The organism is Actinokineospora globicatena, assembly GCF_024171945.1.
GTDB lineage: Bacteria > Actinomycetota > Actinomycetes > Mycobacteriales > Pseudonocardiaceae > Actinokineospora > Actinokineospora globicatena.
Genome location: NZ_JAMTCR010000005.1, coordinates 432,888 through 450,262 on the forward strand (window position 1 = coordinate 432,888; position 17,375 = coordinate 450,262).

Annotated in this window: 17 protein-coding genes; 8 read left to right on the plus strand and 9 right to left on the minus strand. The window is 70.6% G+C overall.

Features of this window, described 5'->3' with window-relative positions; all coding sequences use genetic code 11:
- Positions 1 to 28: 28 nt before the first annotated feature.
- Positions 29 to 691, minus strand: coding sequence for a response regulator (locus tag LV79_RS25710; RefSeq protein ID WP_253840802.1), 663 nt, complete (start codon positions 689 to 691; stop codon positions 29 to 31).
- The gene (locus LV79_RS25715; RefSeq protein ID WP_253840803.1) at positions 692 to 1,897 is read right to left on the minus strand and encodes a sensor histidine kinase; all 1,206 of its coding nucleotides are present in this window, start codon (positions 1,895 to 1,897) and stop codon (positions 692 to 694) included.
- A 99-nt stretch (positions 1,898 to 1,996) separates the two neighbouring features.
- On the opposite strand from LV79_RS25715, the gene LV79_RS25720 reads away from it, so the two are divergent.
- Positions 1,997 to 2,761 carry an SGNH/GDSL hydrolase family protein gene (locus LV79_RS25720; protein ID WP_253840804.1) on the plus strand — a complete coding sequence of 255 codons (765 nt, stop codon included), beginning with the start codon at positions 1,997 to 1,999 and terminating at the stop codon, positions 2,759 to 2,761.
- Between the two features lie 329 nt (positions 2,762 to 3,090).
- Here the strand turns inward: LV79_RS25720 and LV79_RS25725 are convergent, their stop codons facing one another.
- The 3 genes from LV79_RS25725 to LV79_RS25735 form a co-directional block, all read right to left on the minus strand.
- A complete protein-coding gene (locus LV79_RS25725; protein WP_253840805.1) occupies positions 3,091 to 4,245 on the minus strand; it encodes an FAD-dependent oxidoreductase in 1,155 nt (384 codons plus the stop codon).
- 364 nt (positions 4,246 to 4,609) lie between these two features.
- Positions 4,610 to 5,023: a GNAT family N-acetyltransferase gene (locus tag LV79_RS25730; RefSeq protein WP_253840806.1), complete on the minus strand. Its 414-nt coding sequence runs from the start codon at positions 5,021 to 5,023 to the stop codon at positions 4,610 to 4,612.
- Complete coding sequence (locus tag LV79_RS25735) at positions 5,020 to 5,790, minus strand: helix-turn-helix domain-containing protein (RefSeq protein WP_253840807.1); 771 nt, start codon at positions 5,788 to 5,790, stop codon at positions 5,020 to 5,022. The genes LV79_RS25730 and LV79_RS25735 overlap by 4 nt, the downstream gene beginning before the upstream one ends.
- A gap of 80 nt (positions 5,791 to 5,870) precedes the next feature.
- On the opposite strand from LV79_RS25735, the gene LV79_RS25740 reads away from it, so the two are divergent.
- The 4 genes from LV79_RS25740 (at position 5,871) to LV79_RS25755 (ending at position 10,822) form a co-directional block, all read left to right on the plus strand.
- Entirely contained in the window at positions 5,871 to 6,446 is a 576-nt protein-coding gene (locus tag LV79_RS25740) for a TIGR03086 family metal-binding protein (RefSeq protein WP_253840808.1), read from the plus strand.
- Between the two features lie 348 nt (positions 6,447 to 6,794).
- Entirely contained in the window at positions 6,795 to 7,835 is a 1,041-nt protein-coding gene (locus LV79_RS25745; protein ID WP_253840809.1) for an NAD(P)/FAD-dependent oxidoreductase, read from the plus strand.
- 63 nt (positions 7,836 to 7,898) lie between these two features.
- Positions 7,899 to 9,278: an FAD-binding oxidoreductase gene (locus tag LV79_RS25750; RefSeq protein ID WP_253840810.1), complete on the plus strand. Its 1,380-nt coding sequence runs from the start codon at positions 7,899 to 7,901 to the stop codon at positions 9,276 to 9,278.
- Positions 9,275 to 10,822 carry an acetolactate synthase large subunit gene (locus tag LV79_RS25755; RefSeq protein ID WP_253840811.1) on the plus strand — a complete coding sequence of 516 codons (1,548 nt, stop codon included), beginning with the start codon at positions 9,275 to 9,277 and terminating at the stop codon, positions 10,820 to 10,822. Before LV79_RS25750 ends, LV79_RS25755 begins: the two co-directional genes overlap by 4 nt.
- A gap of 237 nt (positions 10,823 to 11,059) precedes the next feature.
- Here the strand turns inward: LV79_RS25755 and LV79_RS25760 are convergent, their stop codons facing one another.
- From LV79_RS25760 to LV79_RS25775, 4 genes are all read right to left on the minus strand, one after another.
- Positions 11,060 to 11,740 (minus strand): hypothetical protein, encoded by a 681-nt coding sequence (locus LV79_RS25760; protein ID WP_253840812.1) that lies wholly within the window; start codon positions 11,738 to 11,740, stop codon positions 11,060 to 11,062.
- 287 nt (positions 11,741 to 12,027) lie between these two features.
- The gene (locus LV79_RS25765; protein ID WP_253840813.1) at positions 12,028 to 12,243 is read right to left on the minus strand and encodes a hypothetical protein; all 216 of its coding nucleotides are present in this window, start codon (positions 12,241 to 12,243) and stop codon (positions 12,028 to 12,030) included.
- Between the two features lie 101 nt (positions 12,244 to 12,344).
- The gene (locus tag LV79_RS25770; RefSeq protein WP_253840814.1) at positions 12,345 to 12,584 is read right to left on the minus strand and encodes a hypothetical protein; all 240 of its coding nucleotides are present in this window, start codon (positions 12,582 to 12,584) and stop codon (positions 12,345 to 12,347) included.
- Positions 12,585 to 12,773: 189 nt separating this feature from the next.
- Positions 12,774 to 14,024, minus strand: a complete 1,251-nt coding sequence (locus LV79_RS25775; RefSeq protein WP_253840815.1) for a helix-turn-helix domain-containing protein — start codon at positions 14,022 to 14,024, stop codon at positions 12,774 to 12,776.
- A gap of 561 nt (positions 14,025 to 14,585) precedes the next feature.
- Between LV79_RS25775 and LV79_RS25780 the strand changes: the two genes are divergently transcribed.
- From LV79_RS25780 to LV79_RS25790, 3 genes are read left to right on the plus strand one after another with little or no spacing between them, the layout of a single operon-like run.
- Entirely contained in the window at positions 14,586 to 15,656 is a 1,071-nt protein-coding gene (locus LV79_RS25780; RefSeq protein WP_308208968.1) for a Re/Si-specific NAD(P)(+) transhydrogenase subunit alpha, read from the plus strand.
- Positions 15,657 to 15,980 (plus strand): NAD(P) transhydrogenase subunit alpha part 2, encoded by a 324-nt coding sequence (locus LV79_RS25785; RefSeq protein WP_253840817.1) that lies wholly within the window; start codon positions 15,657 to 15,659, stop codon positions 15,978 to 15,980. It begins immediately after the preceding gene.
- Positions 15,977 to 17,368: an NAD(P)(+) transhydrogenase (Re/Si-specific) subunit beta gene (locus tag LV79_RS25790; RefSeq protein WP_285470490.1), complete on the plus strand. Its 1,392-nt coding sequence runs from the start codon at positions 15,977 to 15,979 to the stop codon at positions 17,366 to 17,368. Before LV79_RS25785 ends, LV79_RS25790 begins: the two co-directional genes overlap by 4 nt.
- Positions 17,369 to 17,375: the final 7 nt, after the last annotated feature.

A 17,375-nucleotide genomic window follows, 5' to 3' on the forward strand; every position in this document is an offset into this window, starting at 1 on the left:
CCCCCAGACAGGTCCAAACGCCGTACCGTCAGCGCGTGACCAGCCCCGCGTCGTAGGCCAAGAGGCCTGCCTGCGTCCGGTTAGCGCACTCCAGCTTGACCAGCATCCGCGACACGTAGCTCTTGACCGTGGCCTCGCTCAGCGACAGCCGGTCCGCGATCTGCGCGTTGGACAACCCGGCGCCGAGCCCGGTCAACACCTCGGTCTCCCGCTCGGTCAGGTCCCGCACCCGCCGTACCGCCCGGTCGCGAGCCGCCTGCTCACCCACCCGCGCCGCCACCAACCGGCTGGTCGCGGCCGGGGAGAGGACCGTGTGCCCATCGGCGGCGACCCTAACGAGGCTGATCAGGTCTTCCGGCGGGGTGGTCTTCACCAGGAACCCTGCTGCCCCCGCGCGCAAGGCCCTGATCACGTACTGGTCGGCGTCGAACGTCGTTAGCGCTACCACCGCGGGCGCGCTAGGCAGCCGCACTATCCGCTCTATCGCGGTCAGCCCATCTACCCCCTGCATCCGCAGGTCCATCAGCACCACGTGCGGCTGGTGGCGCACCACGGCCTCTACCGCGGCGGCGCCATCTTGCGCGGTGTCGACCACGTCGATGTCCGGTGCGGAGCCGAGGATGGTCCGCAGGTGCGCGCACACCATCGGCTCGTCGTCCACCACGACGACACGGATGACAGCACTGGCCATTTACACGCTTTCCGGGGTCGGCACGTACGCGGGGAGCACGGCGTCGACCTCGAAACCCCCGCTGGGCAGAGGACCCGAGGTCAACGTCCCCCCGACGAGCTCGACCCGTTGCCGCAAGCCTGTCAGACCTGACCCGGAACCTGAACTGGACAGTCCACTATCGACGGACTGTGTGGCGGTCGCGTTGCGGACCGTCAACCGCACGCGGTCACCGCTATAGCGCACGTGAACCTTCGTCGGCGCGCCCGGCGCGTGCTTGCGGATGTTGGTCAGCGACTCCTGCACTACTCGGTACGCGGTGCGGCTAACCGCAGCGGAGATGCGGGCAGGGTTACCGTCGCGCACTAGCTCTACCGGCACGCCCACCGATTCTGACTCCGAGACCAGGGTTGACAGGTCGGGCACCTCCGTTGGCTCGTCAACCGTCTCTCGCGGCTGATGCTCACTCGTCTCGTTACGCAGAACACCGACCAGTTCGCGCAGCTCGTTGAGCGCCTCACACCCGGCTACACGCAACCCCTCGGCCGCTGTCTTCGTGCGCTCGTCGGGACCTGTTACCGCCAACGCGCCCGCGTGCAGCACCATCAGGCTCACGCGGTGAGTCACCACGTCGTGCATCTCTTCGGCCAAACGCACCCGTTCGTCTGCCCGCGCTTGTTCGGCCAAGAGGTGCTGTTCGCGTTCCGCGCGTTCGGCTCGGTCGGTCAATGCTTGTACGAGCGTTCGGTGGGCTCGCACGTAGAGCCCGATCAACGCCGGTAGGAGCACCAGCAACACCGTGCCCAGGATCAATTCCGTTGAGGTGTCCCAGGGCCGCACGACGAGACCGAACAAGGCTAGGACGAGCGCGGGCCCGACCAGCGCACCCGCGTAGACCATCGCGGTGTAGACGTAGATCGGTGCCGACGCAGGCATCCATGGGTCTGTAGCGGCGAAATCCGGCTTCCAGTCGCCTTGCGCGTGCCACTCCAACAGCAGATAGGCGGAAGAGACCACCAGCGTTGTCAGCATCAACGCGACCGGGTACCACTTGCGCACCACCAGCAGACCGATCATGGCGATCGCGACCAGGCCATCGATGTAGCCGATCGCGCGGTCAGGGCTACCCTCGTAGATCATGGCCGCGACCTGCAGGACCAGCACGACGGCGGCGGGCAACAGGTAGAAGAAGGCTTCGCGCTTACTACGCCACAGTGGCTCTCGCACCCTTGGCACGGTACTCACCAGGTAGGGCTACCGAGGCCGATCGCCACCATTCGGGTGGTGGCTGTTGCAACGAAAGTTGCTGGTTAGCATTGCCGCACCATGAACGCGCACACCAGCATGGTCGCCGTCGGCGACTCCTTCACCGAGGGCATGTCCGACTTCCGGCCCGACGGCACCTGCCGCGGCTGGGCCGACCTCGTCGCCGCCCGGCTCGCCGAGGACACCCCCGGCTTCCGCTACGCCAACCTCGCCATCCGCGGCAAGCTCGTCCGCCAGATCGTCGACGAACAGGTCGACCAGGCAGCGGCGATGCGCCCCGACCTGGTGACTTTCGCGGGCGGGATGAACGACGTCCTGCGGCCCACCTGCGACATGGACGCGCTCGCGGCGCGCGTCCGGTACGCGATCCGGACCCTGTCAGCGACCTCGCGCCAGGTGGTGTTGTTCCGCGTCATCGACCCGACCAGGCGCATGCGGGGAAGCTCCCGCCTGCTGCCGCGCATCACCCGGCTGCTGTCGCTCGTGGACACACTCGCCGACGAGTACGACGCGGTGGTGGTCGACCTGTTCTCCTCCCGGGTGTTCGACTCGCCAGGGCTTTGGGCGCCGGACCGCATCCACCTCAACACCGAGGGCCACCGCCGGGTCGCCGAGGCCACGCTGCGTGCACTCGGCGTCGAGCCGACCTTCGACTGGGACGCGCCAGTACCCGTCGACCCCGCGCCTTGGCGCGACCGTGCGACCGCCGACCTGCGCTGGGCCCGCGCCCACGCCGGGCCGTGGATCGCCCGCCGCCTCACCGGTCGCTCCTCCGGCGACGGCCAACTCCCGAAACGACCCGAGCTGGACCCGTTCACCCCCTGAGTTATCCACAACCGCGCGATCTGTCCACAGCCATCGACCAAGTGTTGAAAGCCCTTGCCACCCGCCGCGATCCTGGGTGCGGGGCCAGTGGGGTCACTTGGACGTACGAGGAGGTGGGTCGAGATGGGCGCATGACAGGTGAGTGGGGCTCCTCGATGAGGACGAGCCGTCGCGGACCTCAGTCACTGGAACCGGTAGGTGGCTGTTGTCCCGGGGCTCGTCACGGAGGAGGAGCCGGGCGACTCCAAGACGGCGATGACGCGTGGTCGTCGCTTTGGAGCACGTCGAGCGCCGCGGCGCAGGTACCCGCCGCGGCCGTGTCGGAACAGTTAGGCAGGTACAGGAGAGCCGAGGTAGCGCCGGAGGGCGGTCACGGCTGCTCTGCCAGCACGGTTGGCGCCGATCGTGCTGGCGGAGGGGCCGTAGCCGACCAGGTGGACACGGGGATCGGCGGCGACCTGGGTGCCGGTCATCGTGATGCCACCGCCGGGGTTGCGCAGGTGGAGCGGACCCAGGTGGTCCAGCGCGTGCCGGAAGCCGGTCGCCCAGAGGATGACGTCGGCGGACGCCTCGTGGCCGTCCGGCCACGCGGCGCCCGTGGGGGTGAGGTGGTCGAACATCGGATGCCGAGTGAGGACTCCGCTGGCCCGGGCCGCCGCGACCTCCGGGGTCAGCATCAGGCCGGTGACGCTGACGACGCTCTCGGGCACCCTGCCCGACTCCACCGCCTCGGCGACCCTCGCGACCACCTCCCGGCCGTACTCCGGGGTGAACGGCTCGTCACGCCACACCGGCTCCCGGCGGGTCACCCAGGTGGTCTCGGCCGCTACCTCGGCGATCTCCAGCAACGCCTGCACACCAGAGGCACCGCCACCGACGACGATGACGCGCTTGCCCGCGAACTCCTCCGGCCCGTCGTAGTCGGCGGTGTGCAGTTGCCGACCCGCGAACCGGCCCGGGTAGTGGGGCCAGAACGGCTTGTCCCACGTCCCGGTCGCGTTGATCAGGGCACGGGTTGTCCACTGACCCGCGTCCGTCTCAACCACCAGGTCGCCGGTTCCGTCGACCCCGACCCCGCTGGCTCCACCGACTCGGCTAATCCCGCCGAGTATGTCCCCACCACTGACCCCGTCGACCACGCCCGCGTTGTCGGCTCGACTCACGCTGCCCACCTCGCGCACGGCTCGCACCGTCACCGGCCGCAACACCGGTAGGTCGAACTCGCGCTCGTAGGCCCCGAAGTACTCCGCCACTACCTCGGACGCGGGCCGCGACGCGTCCGCGTACGGGAGCGGCATCCCGGGCAGGTCGTGGATGCCGTGCACCTTGCCCAACCGCAAACTCGGCCACCGGTGCTGCCACGCCCCACCCGGCCCCGGGTTGGCGTCCAACACGACGAACTCCATCCCGGCCCGTCGCAGGAAGTAGGCAGCCGACAGTCCTGCCTGCCCAGCCCCGATCACCACCACGTCCATGTCCCCCATAACGCCCAGCGTCCCGACACACTTCCGTTGTCCAGGTCACAGGCCCGGTCGCTGCCTAGCCTCGTCTCCGGGTGCCCTGCCCTGGGCGGGTGCGCCACTCCGGCCGGTTGGCTTCCGCCAGCCCGAGGGCTGGCATCCACGCGCTGGGCAGGTGGCCGGGCGCTGGCACGGCCGAGGGGCTTGTGAGGCATGTGTTCTTGGCGGGCACCTCACTCGCCCGTCCAAGCGGGGGTTCTAGATCCGCATCTGCGTCGGGACGGGTGGATGGCACACCGGTACGGGCTGGGCGAGGCCGGGTACTCGCCTGCCCTGGTGCGGCCACCGGTTGAGGTCTGGGGCGGGGTGGGGATGACGTGTGACCGGGTTAGGGCTGGCCGAGGCGTTCCATGACCATGGGGCCGGGGGCGGCGAAGCCGAAGGACTCGTAGAGGGTGTGGGCGTCGCGGGTGTGCAGGAGCCAGCGGAACTTGGCGCCGGGGCCCTCGTCGATCATGGCTCGGACCAGGGCTTTGCCGAGGCCGTGGCCGCGGGCTTCGGCCAGGACGTAGACGTCGGCCAGGTAGGCGGTGGCCACGCCGTCGGAGATGGCGCGGGCGAAGCCGACCTGGGCGCCGGTCTCGCGGTGGTAGACGCCGACCACGCGCCAGGCGGAGGCCAGTTGGGCGGCGATCTGCTCCTTGGTGCGCCAGGTGCCCCAGTAGGCGTCGGTCGACAGGTAGGCCCAGATGGCGTCGATGTCGATGCGACCGGGGTTGTCGTCGGTCTCGTAATCGCTCACGTTCGCAACCTATAGCGGGCGGGTGACACGCCGATCGCGGCGGTGAACTCGCGGGTGAAATGGGCCTGGTCGCAGTAGCCGAGCTCGGCGGCGAGCGCGGCCCAGTCGACGGGGCCGCCCGCGTCGGCTCTGGCGGCCGCCTCGTGCATGCGGTGGCGTCGGATGACCCACTTCGGGCCGACGCCGACGTACTCGCTGAAGAGGCGCTGCAGGGCGCGGACCGAGAGTCCTGACGTCTGGGCCAAGTGGTCGACCCTGGTCAGGGCCAGGTCGTCCTGGATCAGGGAGACCAGGTCGCGGACCTGGGTGACCACCGGATCGGGTTCGGGCACGCGGGTGAGGAGGAGTGCCTCGGCGGCGGCGACCATGGCGTCGTCGTCCGCGGCCTCGACGACGGGCTTTTCCGTGCCCGCCACGCCGAGCCAGTCCGTCACCGGGAGGGTGCGGTCGGTGAGGGTGGAGACGCGGTCGCCCAGCCACGGGCGGAACCCGCCTGGGTGGAACCGGACGCCGAGCACGTGGCCGCGACCGGTCAGGCGCCGGGTGAAGCGGCCGCGGATGATGCCGTGCACCAGGGCGCCCTCGTCGCTGAACGCGACGTGCACGTTCGGGTGGGGGATGACCTGCTGGGTGAACGGCTCCGTCAGGTCCCAGGACACGATCCAGTGGTAATGCACGAAAGGAGCCAGGGCGGGCGCGGGGTCGACGGTGCGCAGTCGGAACTTGGTCCGACCCGTCTGTTCGTCCAGAACGCCCCGCGTGTCCACAGCGACACGGTAACCCCGGCCACCGACAGCGGTCGCGTTTCTTCAAGAGGCGGCACCCGGGGCATGGCAGGGTGCCGCGCATGAGTAAGAGCCTGATGTCGCGCGCCACCGACAGTGTGGTGGCGCTTGCTGCCGCCGTGACCCCTGACCAGTTCGACCGCCCGACGCCCTGTCCCGAGTGGACGGTCCGGGACCTGGTCAACCACCTCACTCTCTGGAGCGGGGTGGTCGCCGAGCGCGTCGCCCGCAAACTGCCCGCGCCCACCGACGGGTCCGAGGACGAGTCGATCGACTTCGCCGGGCAGTGGCCCGCCCGCTTCGTCGACGGCGCCACCCGGGCCGCGCGTGCCTGGGACGAGCCCGGCGCACTGGACGGCGAGACGTCGATGATGTCCAGCCCACGCCCGGCCACCTTCTTCCACGACATGCTCCTAGCCGAACTGGTCCTGCACGGCTGGGACCTCGCGACCGCCACCGGCCGGCCATTCGTGGTCGACGACGACGTGGCCGCCCGCGCCCGCGACAGCACCGCCGCGATGGCCGAACAGGGCCGCGAATACGGCGTCTTCGGCCCCGAGGTCCCCACCACCCCAGACGCCTCCCCCTTGGCGCAGGCCCTCGGCATCAGCGGCCGCGACCCCGGCACGAATCACTAACTCCACAACCACCGACCGAATACCTCCAACTGAGCCCGTCGGCCGCGACCCCGGCACGGGTCGCTGGCCTCACAACCACCGACGGAAGGCTTCAACCGAGTCCGGCCGCCGCGACTGCCGGCACGGACCACTAGCCCCAACCACTGGCAAAGACGCCGACCGGGCTGGGTGGCGGGCATTGACGTTCGGGTCGCTCGTTGGCCCTCGCCTATCACCTGGCTGTCTGGGTGGTCGCGACACTGCTGCTAGTTGAGCAGATTCGCGTCGGGCTGAAGGGGGCGTGACCTCCTCAGTTGGGCGCGAGCTGGCTCTGCGCTGGGGGCGGGGGGCGGACGTAGGGTGAGGGGTATGGGTTGGGATGTTGTGGTGGTTGGTGGGGGTATCGGGGGGGTTTCTGTGGCGGCGGAGTTGGCCGTGCACGGGTCGGTTGTGCTGGTTGAGGCGGAGTCGGATTTGGCTCGGCACACGACTGGGCGGTCGGCGGCGGTTTACGCGCCTAGTTATGGCGGGGCTGTGGTGCGGGCGTTGACGGAGGCGAGTTTGCCGTTGTTCGGGGAGGGGCTGCTCAGTCCGCGGCCGATGTTGTGGGTGGGGGACGTCGCTGGGCTTGCTGGGGATGTGCAGGAGATCTCGGTCGATGAGGCGTTGCGGTTGTGCCCGGTGTTGCGGCCGGAGCGGGTCGGGGGGCTCGCGGTGGACTTGGGGACCAGGGACATCGACGTCATGGGGTTGCACCAGCGTTATGTGCGGCGGCTCAAGGCGGCGGGTGGTGAGATCCGCAAGGGTGCTCCGGTGACGGCGGTGCGCCGGGACGGGGCTGGGTGGCGAGTCACGGCGGGGACCGAGGAGATCAGCGCGGGTGTGGTCGTCAACGCGGCCGGGGCGTGGACTGATCGGGTCGCTGAGTTGGCAGGGGTGCCTGCGCTGGGGTTGCGGCCGTTGCGGCGGACCATCGCCATCGCGACGGGGGATGCTCCGGTTGGCGCGGGGTGGCCGTTGGTCGCGGATGTCGCGGACACGTTCTACTTCCGGCCGGAGGGGCCAGGTGTTCTGGTGTCCCCGGCGGACGAGACGCCGGTTGAGCCGGGGGATGCCAAGCCGGATGAGCTTGATGTGGCGTTGGCGGTCGATCGGGTCAACGAGGTGACCACCCTCGGACTCCGGTCGGTACGCACCGCTTGGGCTGGTCTGCGGACCTTCGCCCCCGACCGCGAACCCGTCGTCGGCGAGCTTCCGGGGCACCCTGGGTTCAGCTTCTTCGCGGGCCAGGGCGGGTACGGGATCCAGATGGCGCCCGCCCTCGCGGTCGCCGCCGCGCGGATCATCGTGGGGCAGCGGCCTGAGATCGCCGCCGAGTTGGTGTCGCCCGCCCGGCTCGGGGCAGCGTGAGGCTGACCGGGAGCGGGTGATTCGCACTATCGTTGGGGGCGTTGGGCGGCGGAGGGAAGTGCCATGGCGGACATCGGCAGCAGGCTCGCGGGAGTCGTTGGGGACGTGCTGAGCGGGGCCGAGGCGGCCGAGGAGTACGGGCACGACGAGGCGTTGAGCACCAGCCTCGTCCAGCCCGCCTACGTGGTGCGGCCACGCAGCGCCGACGAGGTCGCCGCAGTGTTGCGGTTGGCCACCGAGGAGCGGGTCCCGGTCACGGCGCGCGGCCACGGCACCGGCCTTTCCGGCGGCGCGATCCCCAGCGCTGACGGGATCGTGGTGTCCTTCGAGCGGATGAACGCGATCCTCGAGATCGACACCGACAACCACGTCGCCGTCGTGCAGCCCGGGGTCTCGTTGCGGGAGCTCGACGAGCGCACCGCGGCGGAGGGCTTGGTCTACCCCGTGTACCCGGGGGAGCTCAGCGCCAGCCTGGGCGGCAACGTCGCCACCAACGCGGGTGGGATGCGCGCGGTCAAGTACGGGGTCACCCGCCACCACGTGCTCGGCCTGGAAGCGGTCCTGCCCACCGGCGAGGTGCTGCGGACCGGCGGCAAGTACGTCAAGTCCAGCACCGGCTACGACCTCACCCAGCTCATCGTCGGCTCCGAGGGAACCCTCGCCCTGGTCACCGAGGCGACCCTCAAGCTCCAGCCGCGGATCCGGCACAACGCGACCGTGCTCGCCCCGTTCCGCGACCTGGCCGGGGTCACCGCCGCCGTGCCGAAGGTCGTCGCGTCCGGGTTGGCGCCGTTGATCCTGGAGTACATCGACGGCCTCACCATGGGCGCGATCACCTACACCGCCGACCTCCAGCTCGGCGTCCCCGACGAGGTCCGCGACACCGCGCAGGCCTACCTGGTGGTGATGCTGGAGAACCGCGAGCAGGACCGGCTCGACGCGGACGTGGAAGCGGCGGGGCAACTCCTGGCCGACCTCGGCGCCATCGACGTGTACGTGCTGCCCGGTGGGGCCGCGCGCAAGCTGGTCGAGGCGCGCGAGCGGGCCTTCCACACCGCCAAAGCGGCGGGCGCCGACGACGTGATCGACACCGTGGTGCCCCGCGCGGCGCTGCCGTCGTTCATGGCCGAGGTCACCGCGATCGCGCAGGCCAACGAGACCTTCATCGTCGGCTGCGGGCACGCGGGTGACGGCAACGTGCACCTGGCGCTGTTCCAGAAGGACGCCGACAAGCGCGCCACCGTGCTCAAGGCGTTGTTCGGCGCGGCGATGGCCCTCGGCGGCGCGATCTCCGGCGAGCACGGCCTCGGCCGCACCAAGCGGCGGTACTTCCTCGACCTCGAGGACCCCGCCAAGCTGGCCCTGCTGCGCCGGATCAAGCAGGCGTTCGACCCGGCCGGGGTGCTCAACCCCGGTGTTCTCCTTGACGAAGGGCAGGCATGAACGGCGCGCAGGCACTGATCCGCACCCTCGCCGACTCCGGGGTCGAGGTGTGCTTCGCCAACCCCGGCACCTCGGAGATGCACTTCGTGGCCGCCTTGGACTCCGTGCCCGAGATGCGCGGGGTGCTGGCGCTGTTCGAGGGCGTGGTCACCGGCGCCGCCGACGGGTACGCGCGGATGGCCGAGCGCCCCGCCGCGACCCTGCTGCACCTGGGTCCGGGCCTGGTCAACGGCCTGGCGAACCTGCACAACGCCCGGCGCGCGCACACCCCCGTGGTCAACGTGATCGGCGACCACGCCCAGCACCACAAGGCGGTCGACGCCCCGCTGGAGTCCGACATCGACGCGGTGACCGGCTGGACCGGCGGCTGGAACCGGACCTGCGTCGACCCGGCGCGCATCGGTGCCGACGCCGCAGAGGCCGTCGCCGCCGCGAGCCAGGGCCGGATCGCGAACCTGGTGCTGCCCGCCGACGTGTCGTGGGGCGACGGTGGTGTCGCGGCGAACCCGGTTCCGCCGATCGCACGCTCCACTGTGGAGGATTCGACACTGGCGAAGATCGCCGAAGTCGTGCGGTCCGGCGGGTCCGCCGTGCTCCTCCTCGGCGGCGCCGCGACCCGGGAACGCGGACTGCGTGCCGCCAGCCGGATCGCCGCCGCGACCGGGGTCAAGCTGTTCGCCGAGACCTTCCCCGCCCGCATCGAGCGCGGTGCGGGCTTGCCCGCCGTCGACCGCTTGGGCTACCTCGCCGAGCAGGTGCAGTGGCAGCTCACCGACGTCCGGCACCTCGTGCTGGCCGGGGCCAAGGCGCCGGTGTCGTTCTTCGCCTACCCCGGCAAGGCCAGCGAGCTGACCCCGGACGGCTGCGCGACGCACGTGCTGGCCGAGCAGGCCGACGACATCGTCGACGCCCTGGAGCGGCTGGCCGACCTGGTCGCCGACGGCGTGGAACCGGTGCTGCAGGCCGCTTCCCGGCCCGCGCTGCCCTCCGGCCCGCTCACCCCGCAGAACTGGACCGAGGTCATCGGCGCGCTGCTGCCCGAGGGCGCGATCGTCTCCGACGAGGCCAACACCTCCGGCCTGATGATCCCGATGACCACCGCCGGTGGCCCCCGCCACGACGTGCTCACCCTCACCGGCGGCGCCATCGGGCAGGGCCTGCCGGTCGCCGTCGGTGCCGCCGTCGCCCGCCCGGACCGGCCGGTGATCTGCCTGCAGGCCGACGGCAGCGCCATGTACACGATCTCCGCGCTGTGGACGATGGCCAGGGAGAACCTGAACGTCACCACGGTGATCCTCAACAACCGCGCCTACGCCATCCTGCGCATGGAGCTCACCAGGGTCGGTGCCGAGGCCGCCGGACCCAAGGCCAAGGCGCTGCTCGACCTCGCCGCGCCGGACCTGGACTTCGCCCGCATCGCCGAGGGCATGGGCGTCCCGGCCACCAGGGCGACCACCGCCGAGGAACTGGCCGAGCAGTTCGCCGCCGCCCTCGCCGAGCCAGGCCCGCACCTGATCGACGCGATCGTGCCGTCGCTGATCTGACGCCACAACCGACCTGACAACGCACACGGCGGAGGGGCGTCACCGACAAGCGCGGTGACGCCCTTCCGTCCGTACTCGCGGACCAAGATCGCCGCTGCAAGAGCGGGTGTGGCAACAAGCCTTCCACGCATCGAGCCAGCGCATCGGCGTCGGACAGGCGCCGGGACGCATCACTGTGGACACAACAAGGAGGGCCACCAACCGGTGTGGTCGGTGGCCCTCCTGGCAGCGGCGGTGTTACTTGCTCTCGGTGTCGGTGGTGTTGTCCGAGTCGCCGGTGGTGTTCGTCAGGTTGTCGGTGACGTCGGCGACCGTGTCGGTGACCGTGCTGGTCACGTCGGTCACGGTGTCGGTCACCGGCGCGGTCGGGCTGGTGGTGTCGTTGTCAGTGCCGGTGGTGTGGGTGTGGCGGCCACCGATGCTGATGTCGGCCAGGATGTCCAGGTCGATGTCGTCGAGCAGGTCATCCAGGTCGAGGATGTCGTCGAGGTCCAGGTCGTCGAGGTCAAGGTCGATGTCCAGGTCCAGGTCGTCGAGCAGGTCATCGAGGTCGAGGTCGACGTCAAGGTCGATGTCGAGGCCGTCGAGCAGGTCGTCGAGCAGCCCGCCGAGCAGGCCGTCATCGGTCTCCTCGGCGATGATCCAGAGGGCGTCCTCGACGTCGATGTCCAGGTCTTCGGCGAGGTCGTTGGCCAGGTCGAGCAGGGCCTGCAGCTCGAAGATCGAGTCGTGGTCGGCGAGGTCCTCGAGCAGGTCGTCGTCGAGGCCCGCGATGTCGATGTTCGCGTTGGCGAGGAGGGTGACGACCGCGGACACCGGGACGTCAGTCGTCTCAGCGGAGGCCGTCGGGGCCGCGAAGCCGACGGCGAGAGCCGTGGCGGTTGCCAGGAAACCGAGGCGGAGTGCGGCTTTGCGCATGAGGAAGAGCTCCTAGTGACTGGCCGAATTGGACACTCATGAGCGTTCCAGAGGGACAATCCCGTGGCGAGTCCACATTGGGGTGGTCACGTTCGTGATCGAATTTCTCGCTCAGATGGCCCTGGCGCTGCGATTGGTACACCTTCGGGGGAAGAAATCGGCTGCGGTGAGCGGGCCTCACTGATCGCCACGCCCACGATCGGCGGACGCCCTTCCGTGGGTGGCGTGATCAAAAAAAGCCGGGCCGGAGCGAAAAGCCCCGGCCCGGCCCGCTCGGACTGCTCCGATCAGGGGTTGGTGCCGGTGAGGTCGATCAGCGGGCTGGCCACGTTCACCGAGTCCGCGTTGATCACGTTGATGGTCAGGTCCGGCACGATCGACTCACCGGCCACCCCGCCGTCGGTGGTCTCGGCCGCCGCGCTCGTCGCGGTCGCGGTGGCCAGGCCGAGGGAGAACGCCACGAAACCGAGTGCGGCTCCGAGACGCAGAACTGTTGTGCGCATGCGGTTTTCTGCTCCTAGTCCAGCAGGGGATTCCAGCGGCTAGCAGCCTGGCAGAACCCGAGCCGGACAGCGAGTCCACAGTAGAGCGATCACCCGAAAGATCAGGACCCGGCCGTCCCGGGCCGCTCGACCGGCTCGACGTCGACGACCACCTCCGGCTCGTCGGCACCGCGCCGCGCGGACTCGCCCGCCTCGACGACCTCACCCACCCAGTCGACGACCTCGCGGGCGATGTCGCGCACCGCGCCCGCGATGATCACCGCGATCCGACCCGCGTGCGCCGCCGCCGACTCCGCCACCTCGGTGATGGTGTCCCTGGCACTGTCGAACTCGTCTGCCATCTCGCCCCCGTCCGCCCGTGGCCGCGGCCACCCCGCGGCCATCACCCGACGGTACCGCCGGTCAGCCGGTGAACCCCACCCCGCGGGCCCCGCCGGACAACCGGACCAGGGCCCGCCGGAGCGGGCCGGGGTGTGAGCCGGTACCAGGCGGGATCGTCTCCCACTGGAGGCCCACCCCGGCCGACCAGGTCAGCGCCGGGGCTGGCCGATCCGGCGCGGGGTCAGCAGCGACCGGACCATGTTGAGCGCGCGGAACTCCCCGGGCACCCCGGTCGGCCGGATCAGCCCGGCCTGGAGCAACCGGTGCAGCGCCGACGCCGCCGACTGCTCCGGGATACCGCGCTCCCTGGCGACGTCGCGCACCGACCGGCCCGCGCCGACCAACGCGGTCAGCAGCGCGGTGTCCGACCCGCGCAACCCGTCGAGCGTCGCCGACACCGCCGCGCGCAGGTCGCCGACCACGCGCCGGGTGGCCGGTCCGGCCGGGGTGGTCAGCTGGAACGGATCACGCCTGGCGGCCTCCACCAACCGGGGCAGCGGGTAGAGCGGGAACCAGCTCGCGGCGGCGATCAGCGCGGCGGGCACGCCGTCGAGCGCGTCGCACAGCTCGCGCAGCTCGCTCGCCGGGAACGAGCGGTCCTGGCCCTGGGCGCGCAGCCGCGAGACCAGCAGCCGGGTGGCGGGCGAGTCCGGCCCGTCACCGCGCGCGGCCAGCGGCCGCAGCGCGACGGTGTGCGCCTCCGGCCTGGCCGAGGGCACGCGCGCGGTGGTGAGCAGCCGCAGCCGGGGGCATCGGCTCAGCAGCTCGGCCAGACCCACTTCCGGCACCCGGCCGGGCACCCGGTCGTCGACCACCAGGTACGCCGGGGTGTCGCCGACCAGCGCGGCCAGCTCCGCCAACCGCGGGCTCGCCCCGCCGAGCAGCAGGTCGGCCACGGTGCCGGGCAACGGGGCCGGGCTCGCGCCAGGGTCGACCCACCACACCGGGTCGGGCACCGCGTCGTGCAGCGCCCTGGCCACCTCGGCGACCACCCGGCTCTTGCCGACGCCCGCGACACCGACCAGCGACACCCAGCGGTGCCCGCCGGTGGTGAGCAGCTCGACCAACCCGGTGACCACCCGGTCGCGGCCGACCAGCGGTGCGGCGGAACTCGGCGGCAACTGCGATGCGGTGGCCGGGACCGCGCCGCCGGACTGCAGCCGCAGGTGGTCCGACGGGCTCATGTGCAGCGCGCGGGCCAGCAGCAGCAGGGTCTGCTTGCGCGGGCGCTCGACCTTGCCGAGCTCCAGGTCGCGGATCGTGCGCTCGCTGACCCCGGAGCGCACCGCCAGGCGCGACTGCGTCATGCCGCGGCGCAGCCGGGTCGCGAGCAGGAACTCGCCCAACTCGGTTGCCGGTCGGTCCGCACTCACTGATCCGGTCGATCGTGCTGTGTGCATGGTCGTCAAACCTCACAAGGTCGGCCACGCTCGGTGGCGGTGCGATCGACGCGAGTGGGCCGTGCCGCGCGCAGACGCTGTGTTCACCCCAGAACGCGCTGCGCGCGCGCAGGCCACGACTGATTGCGTGACCTTGTTCAGCCTCTCGCGTTCCCCAGTTCCCGCAGCCGTGCGCTGCGGGTCATTCGCGACGGTGAGCCCCCATTACTCCTTGAAAGCTATCGGTGTGCGCGATCGGGGACAACCAGCTGTGATCTGCTTCACACGTATTGCCCATCGACTGGAGCAGTCCGGCATGTGCGCCGCTCGGAATACTGTCAAACAGTTCTTTTCTCGTCTTTTCGGCGGTGCGTGGTGCGGGATGGTCATGACGTCCGGACCCACTGCGGGTATTCCCCGGCGGAATCGGCGGTGTGGATTCTTGGCCTACTATCGGCGACATTTTCCGGGCTACCGCCAACTGGACCGGGCCGGTCGGCCACTTCCGCGACTGGCAACTGGTGATTACCAGCGCTGGGCGGCCGCAAATGGTACAACTGTACTGTGACCGCCAACACAGTCGTGGGCGTGCCCGCTGAGACAGCCGGGGGCGAGCGGCGGGTCGCGCTCGTGCCGAAGGTGGTCGAGCGGCTGCGCGCCAAGAACATCTCCGTGGTCGTCGAGCCAGGCGCTGGCTCGGCGGCGCTCATCCCCGACGACGCGTACGTCCACTCCGGAGCGACACTGGGCGACCCCTGGTCGGCCGACGTGGTGGTGAAGGTCGCCGTCCCGACCGACGCCGAGGTCGCCAGACTCCGCACGGGCGCGGTCTTCATCGGTTTCCTCGCCCCGCTGACCCAGCCCGAACGGGCCACGGCATTGCGCGCGGCCGGGGTGACGGCCTTCGCGATGGAATCCATCCCGCGCATTTCCCGCGCCCAGTCCATGGACGCGCTGTCCTCCCAGGCGAACGTGGCCGGATATCGCGCCGCGCTGCTGGCCGCCGAACACCTCACCCGGTTCTTCCCGATGCTGACCACCGCCGCGGGCACCGTCCCGCCCGCGAAGGTCCTGGTGCTCGGCGTCGGTGTCGCGGGCCTGCAGGCGCTGGCGACCGCGCGCAGGCTCGGCGCGCACACCACCGGCTACGACGTGCGGCCCGAGGTCGCCGACCAGGTCCGCTCGGTCGGCGCGCAGTGGCTCGACCTGGGCATCGAGGCCACCGGCAGCGGCGGGTACGCCCGCGCGCTGACCGACGACGAACGCGCCGAGCAGCAGCGGCAACTGGCCAAGGCGATCACCGGGTTCGACGCGGTGATCACCACCGCCCAGGTGCCCGGCCGCACCGCGCCGACGCTGGTCACCGCCGAGGCGGTGACGGGGATGCGCGCGGGCAGCGTGGTCGTCGACCTGGCCGGGGAGTCCGGCGGCAACTGCGAGCTGACCACCCCCGGCGCGGTCGTCGTCGAGCACGCGGTGACCATCGCCTCCCCGTTGAACCTGCCCGCCACCATGCCCGAGCACGCCAGCGAGCTCTACGCGCGCAACGTCGCCGCGCTGCTGGAGTTGCTCGTGGACAAGGACGGCGCGCTCTCGCTCGACTTCACCGACGAGGTGGTCGCGGGTGCCTGCGTCACCGGGCAGGAGGTCTAGATGCTCGTGCAGAACCTCGCCATCCTGGTGCTCGCGGGCTTCGTCGGCTTCGCGGTGATCTCCAAGGTGCCCAACACCCTGCACACCCCGCTGATGTCGGGCACCAACGCCATCCACGGCATCGTGCTGCTCGGTGGCCTCATCGTCGCCGGTCTGGGCGCCGAGGGCGTGCTGGACAAGATCCTGCTGGTCATCGCCATCGCCTTCGGCACGATCAACGTCATCGGTGGGTTCCTCGTCACCGACCGGATGTTGTCGATGTTCAAGCAGCCAGGGCGGGCGGGCGGTCAGGTCAACACTGACAAGAAGAAGGAGCAGCGGTGAGCCGCGACGTCGTCATCCAGCTGCTCTACATCGTCGCTTTCGCCCTGTTCATCTACGGCCTGATGGGCCTGACCGGTCCCCGGACCGCCGTGCGCGGCAACTGGATCGCCGCCGCGGGCATGGGGGTCGCGGTCGTGGCGACCCTGCTGACCCCCGGCATGGGCAACTGGTGGCTGATCCTGCTCGGCGTCGCGATCGGCACCGCGGTCGGCGTGCCATCGGCCAAGCAGGTGAAGATGACCGCGATGCCGCAGATGGTGGCCCTGTTCAACGGGGTCGGCGGCGGCGCGGTCGCGCTCATCGCGTGGGTGGAGTTCCGGGAGAGCCACGGGTTCGACGGCTCGCCCGCGCACGTCGCGGTGGCCAGCCTGTTCTCCGCGATCGTCGGCTCGATCTCGTTCTGGGGCTCGCTGGTGGCCTACGGCAAGCTGCAAGAGGTGATCACCGGTCGCCCGGTCGGCATCGGCAAGCTCCAGCAGCCGCTGAACCTGGTGCTGCTGCTGGCCTCGCTCGCGTGCGCCGCCGTGATCATCGGTGGCGGTGACGCGCAGCTGCTGATCATCGGGCTGCTGGTGGCCTCGGCAGTGCTCGGCGTGATGGTGGTGCTGCCGATCGGCGGCGCGGACATGCCGGTGGTCATCTCGCTGCTCAACGCCCTGACCGGCCTCAGCGCCGCGGCCATGGGCCTGGCGCTGGACAACACCGCGCTCATCGTCGCGGGCATGATCGTCGGCGCGTCCGGCACGATCCTGACCAACCTGATGGCCAAGGCGATGAACCGGTCCATCCCGGCGATCGTCGCGGGCGGCTTCGGCGGCGGCGGGGGCGGCGGCACGACCCAGGCCACCGGCGACCAGACGGTCCGCCGCACCAGCGCCTCGGACGCCGCCATCCAGATGGCCTTCGCCAACCAGGTGATCATCGTCCCCGGCTACGGGATGGCCGTGGCGCAGGCCCAGCACGCGGTGCGCGAGATGGCCGAGCTGCTCGAGTCGCGCGGGGTGTCGGTGTACTACGCCATCCACCCGGTCGCCGGTCGGATGCCCGGCCACATGAACGTGCTGCTGGCCGAGGCCGACGTGCCCTACGAGCGGCTCAAGGAGATGGAGGACATCAACCGCGAGTTCGCCCGCACCGACGTGGCCATGGTCATCGGCGCCAACGACGTCACCAACCCGGCGGCGCGCACCGACCAGGACTCGCCGATCTACGGCATGCCGATCCTCAACGTCGACGAGAGCCGCTCGGTCATCGTGCTCAAGCGCGGCATGGCCCCCGGGTTCGCCGGTGTCGACAACGCGCTGTACTTCGACCCGAAGACCACCATGCTTTTCGGTGACGCGAAGGCGTCGGTCGCCGAGGTCACGGAGGAACTGAAGGCACTCTGAGACACTT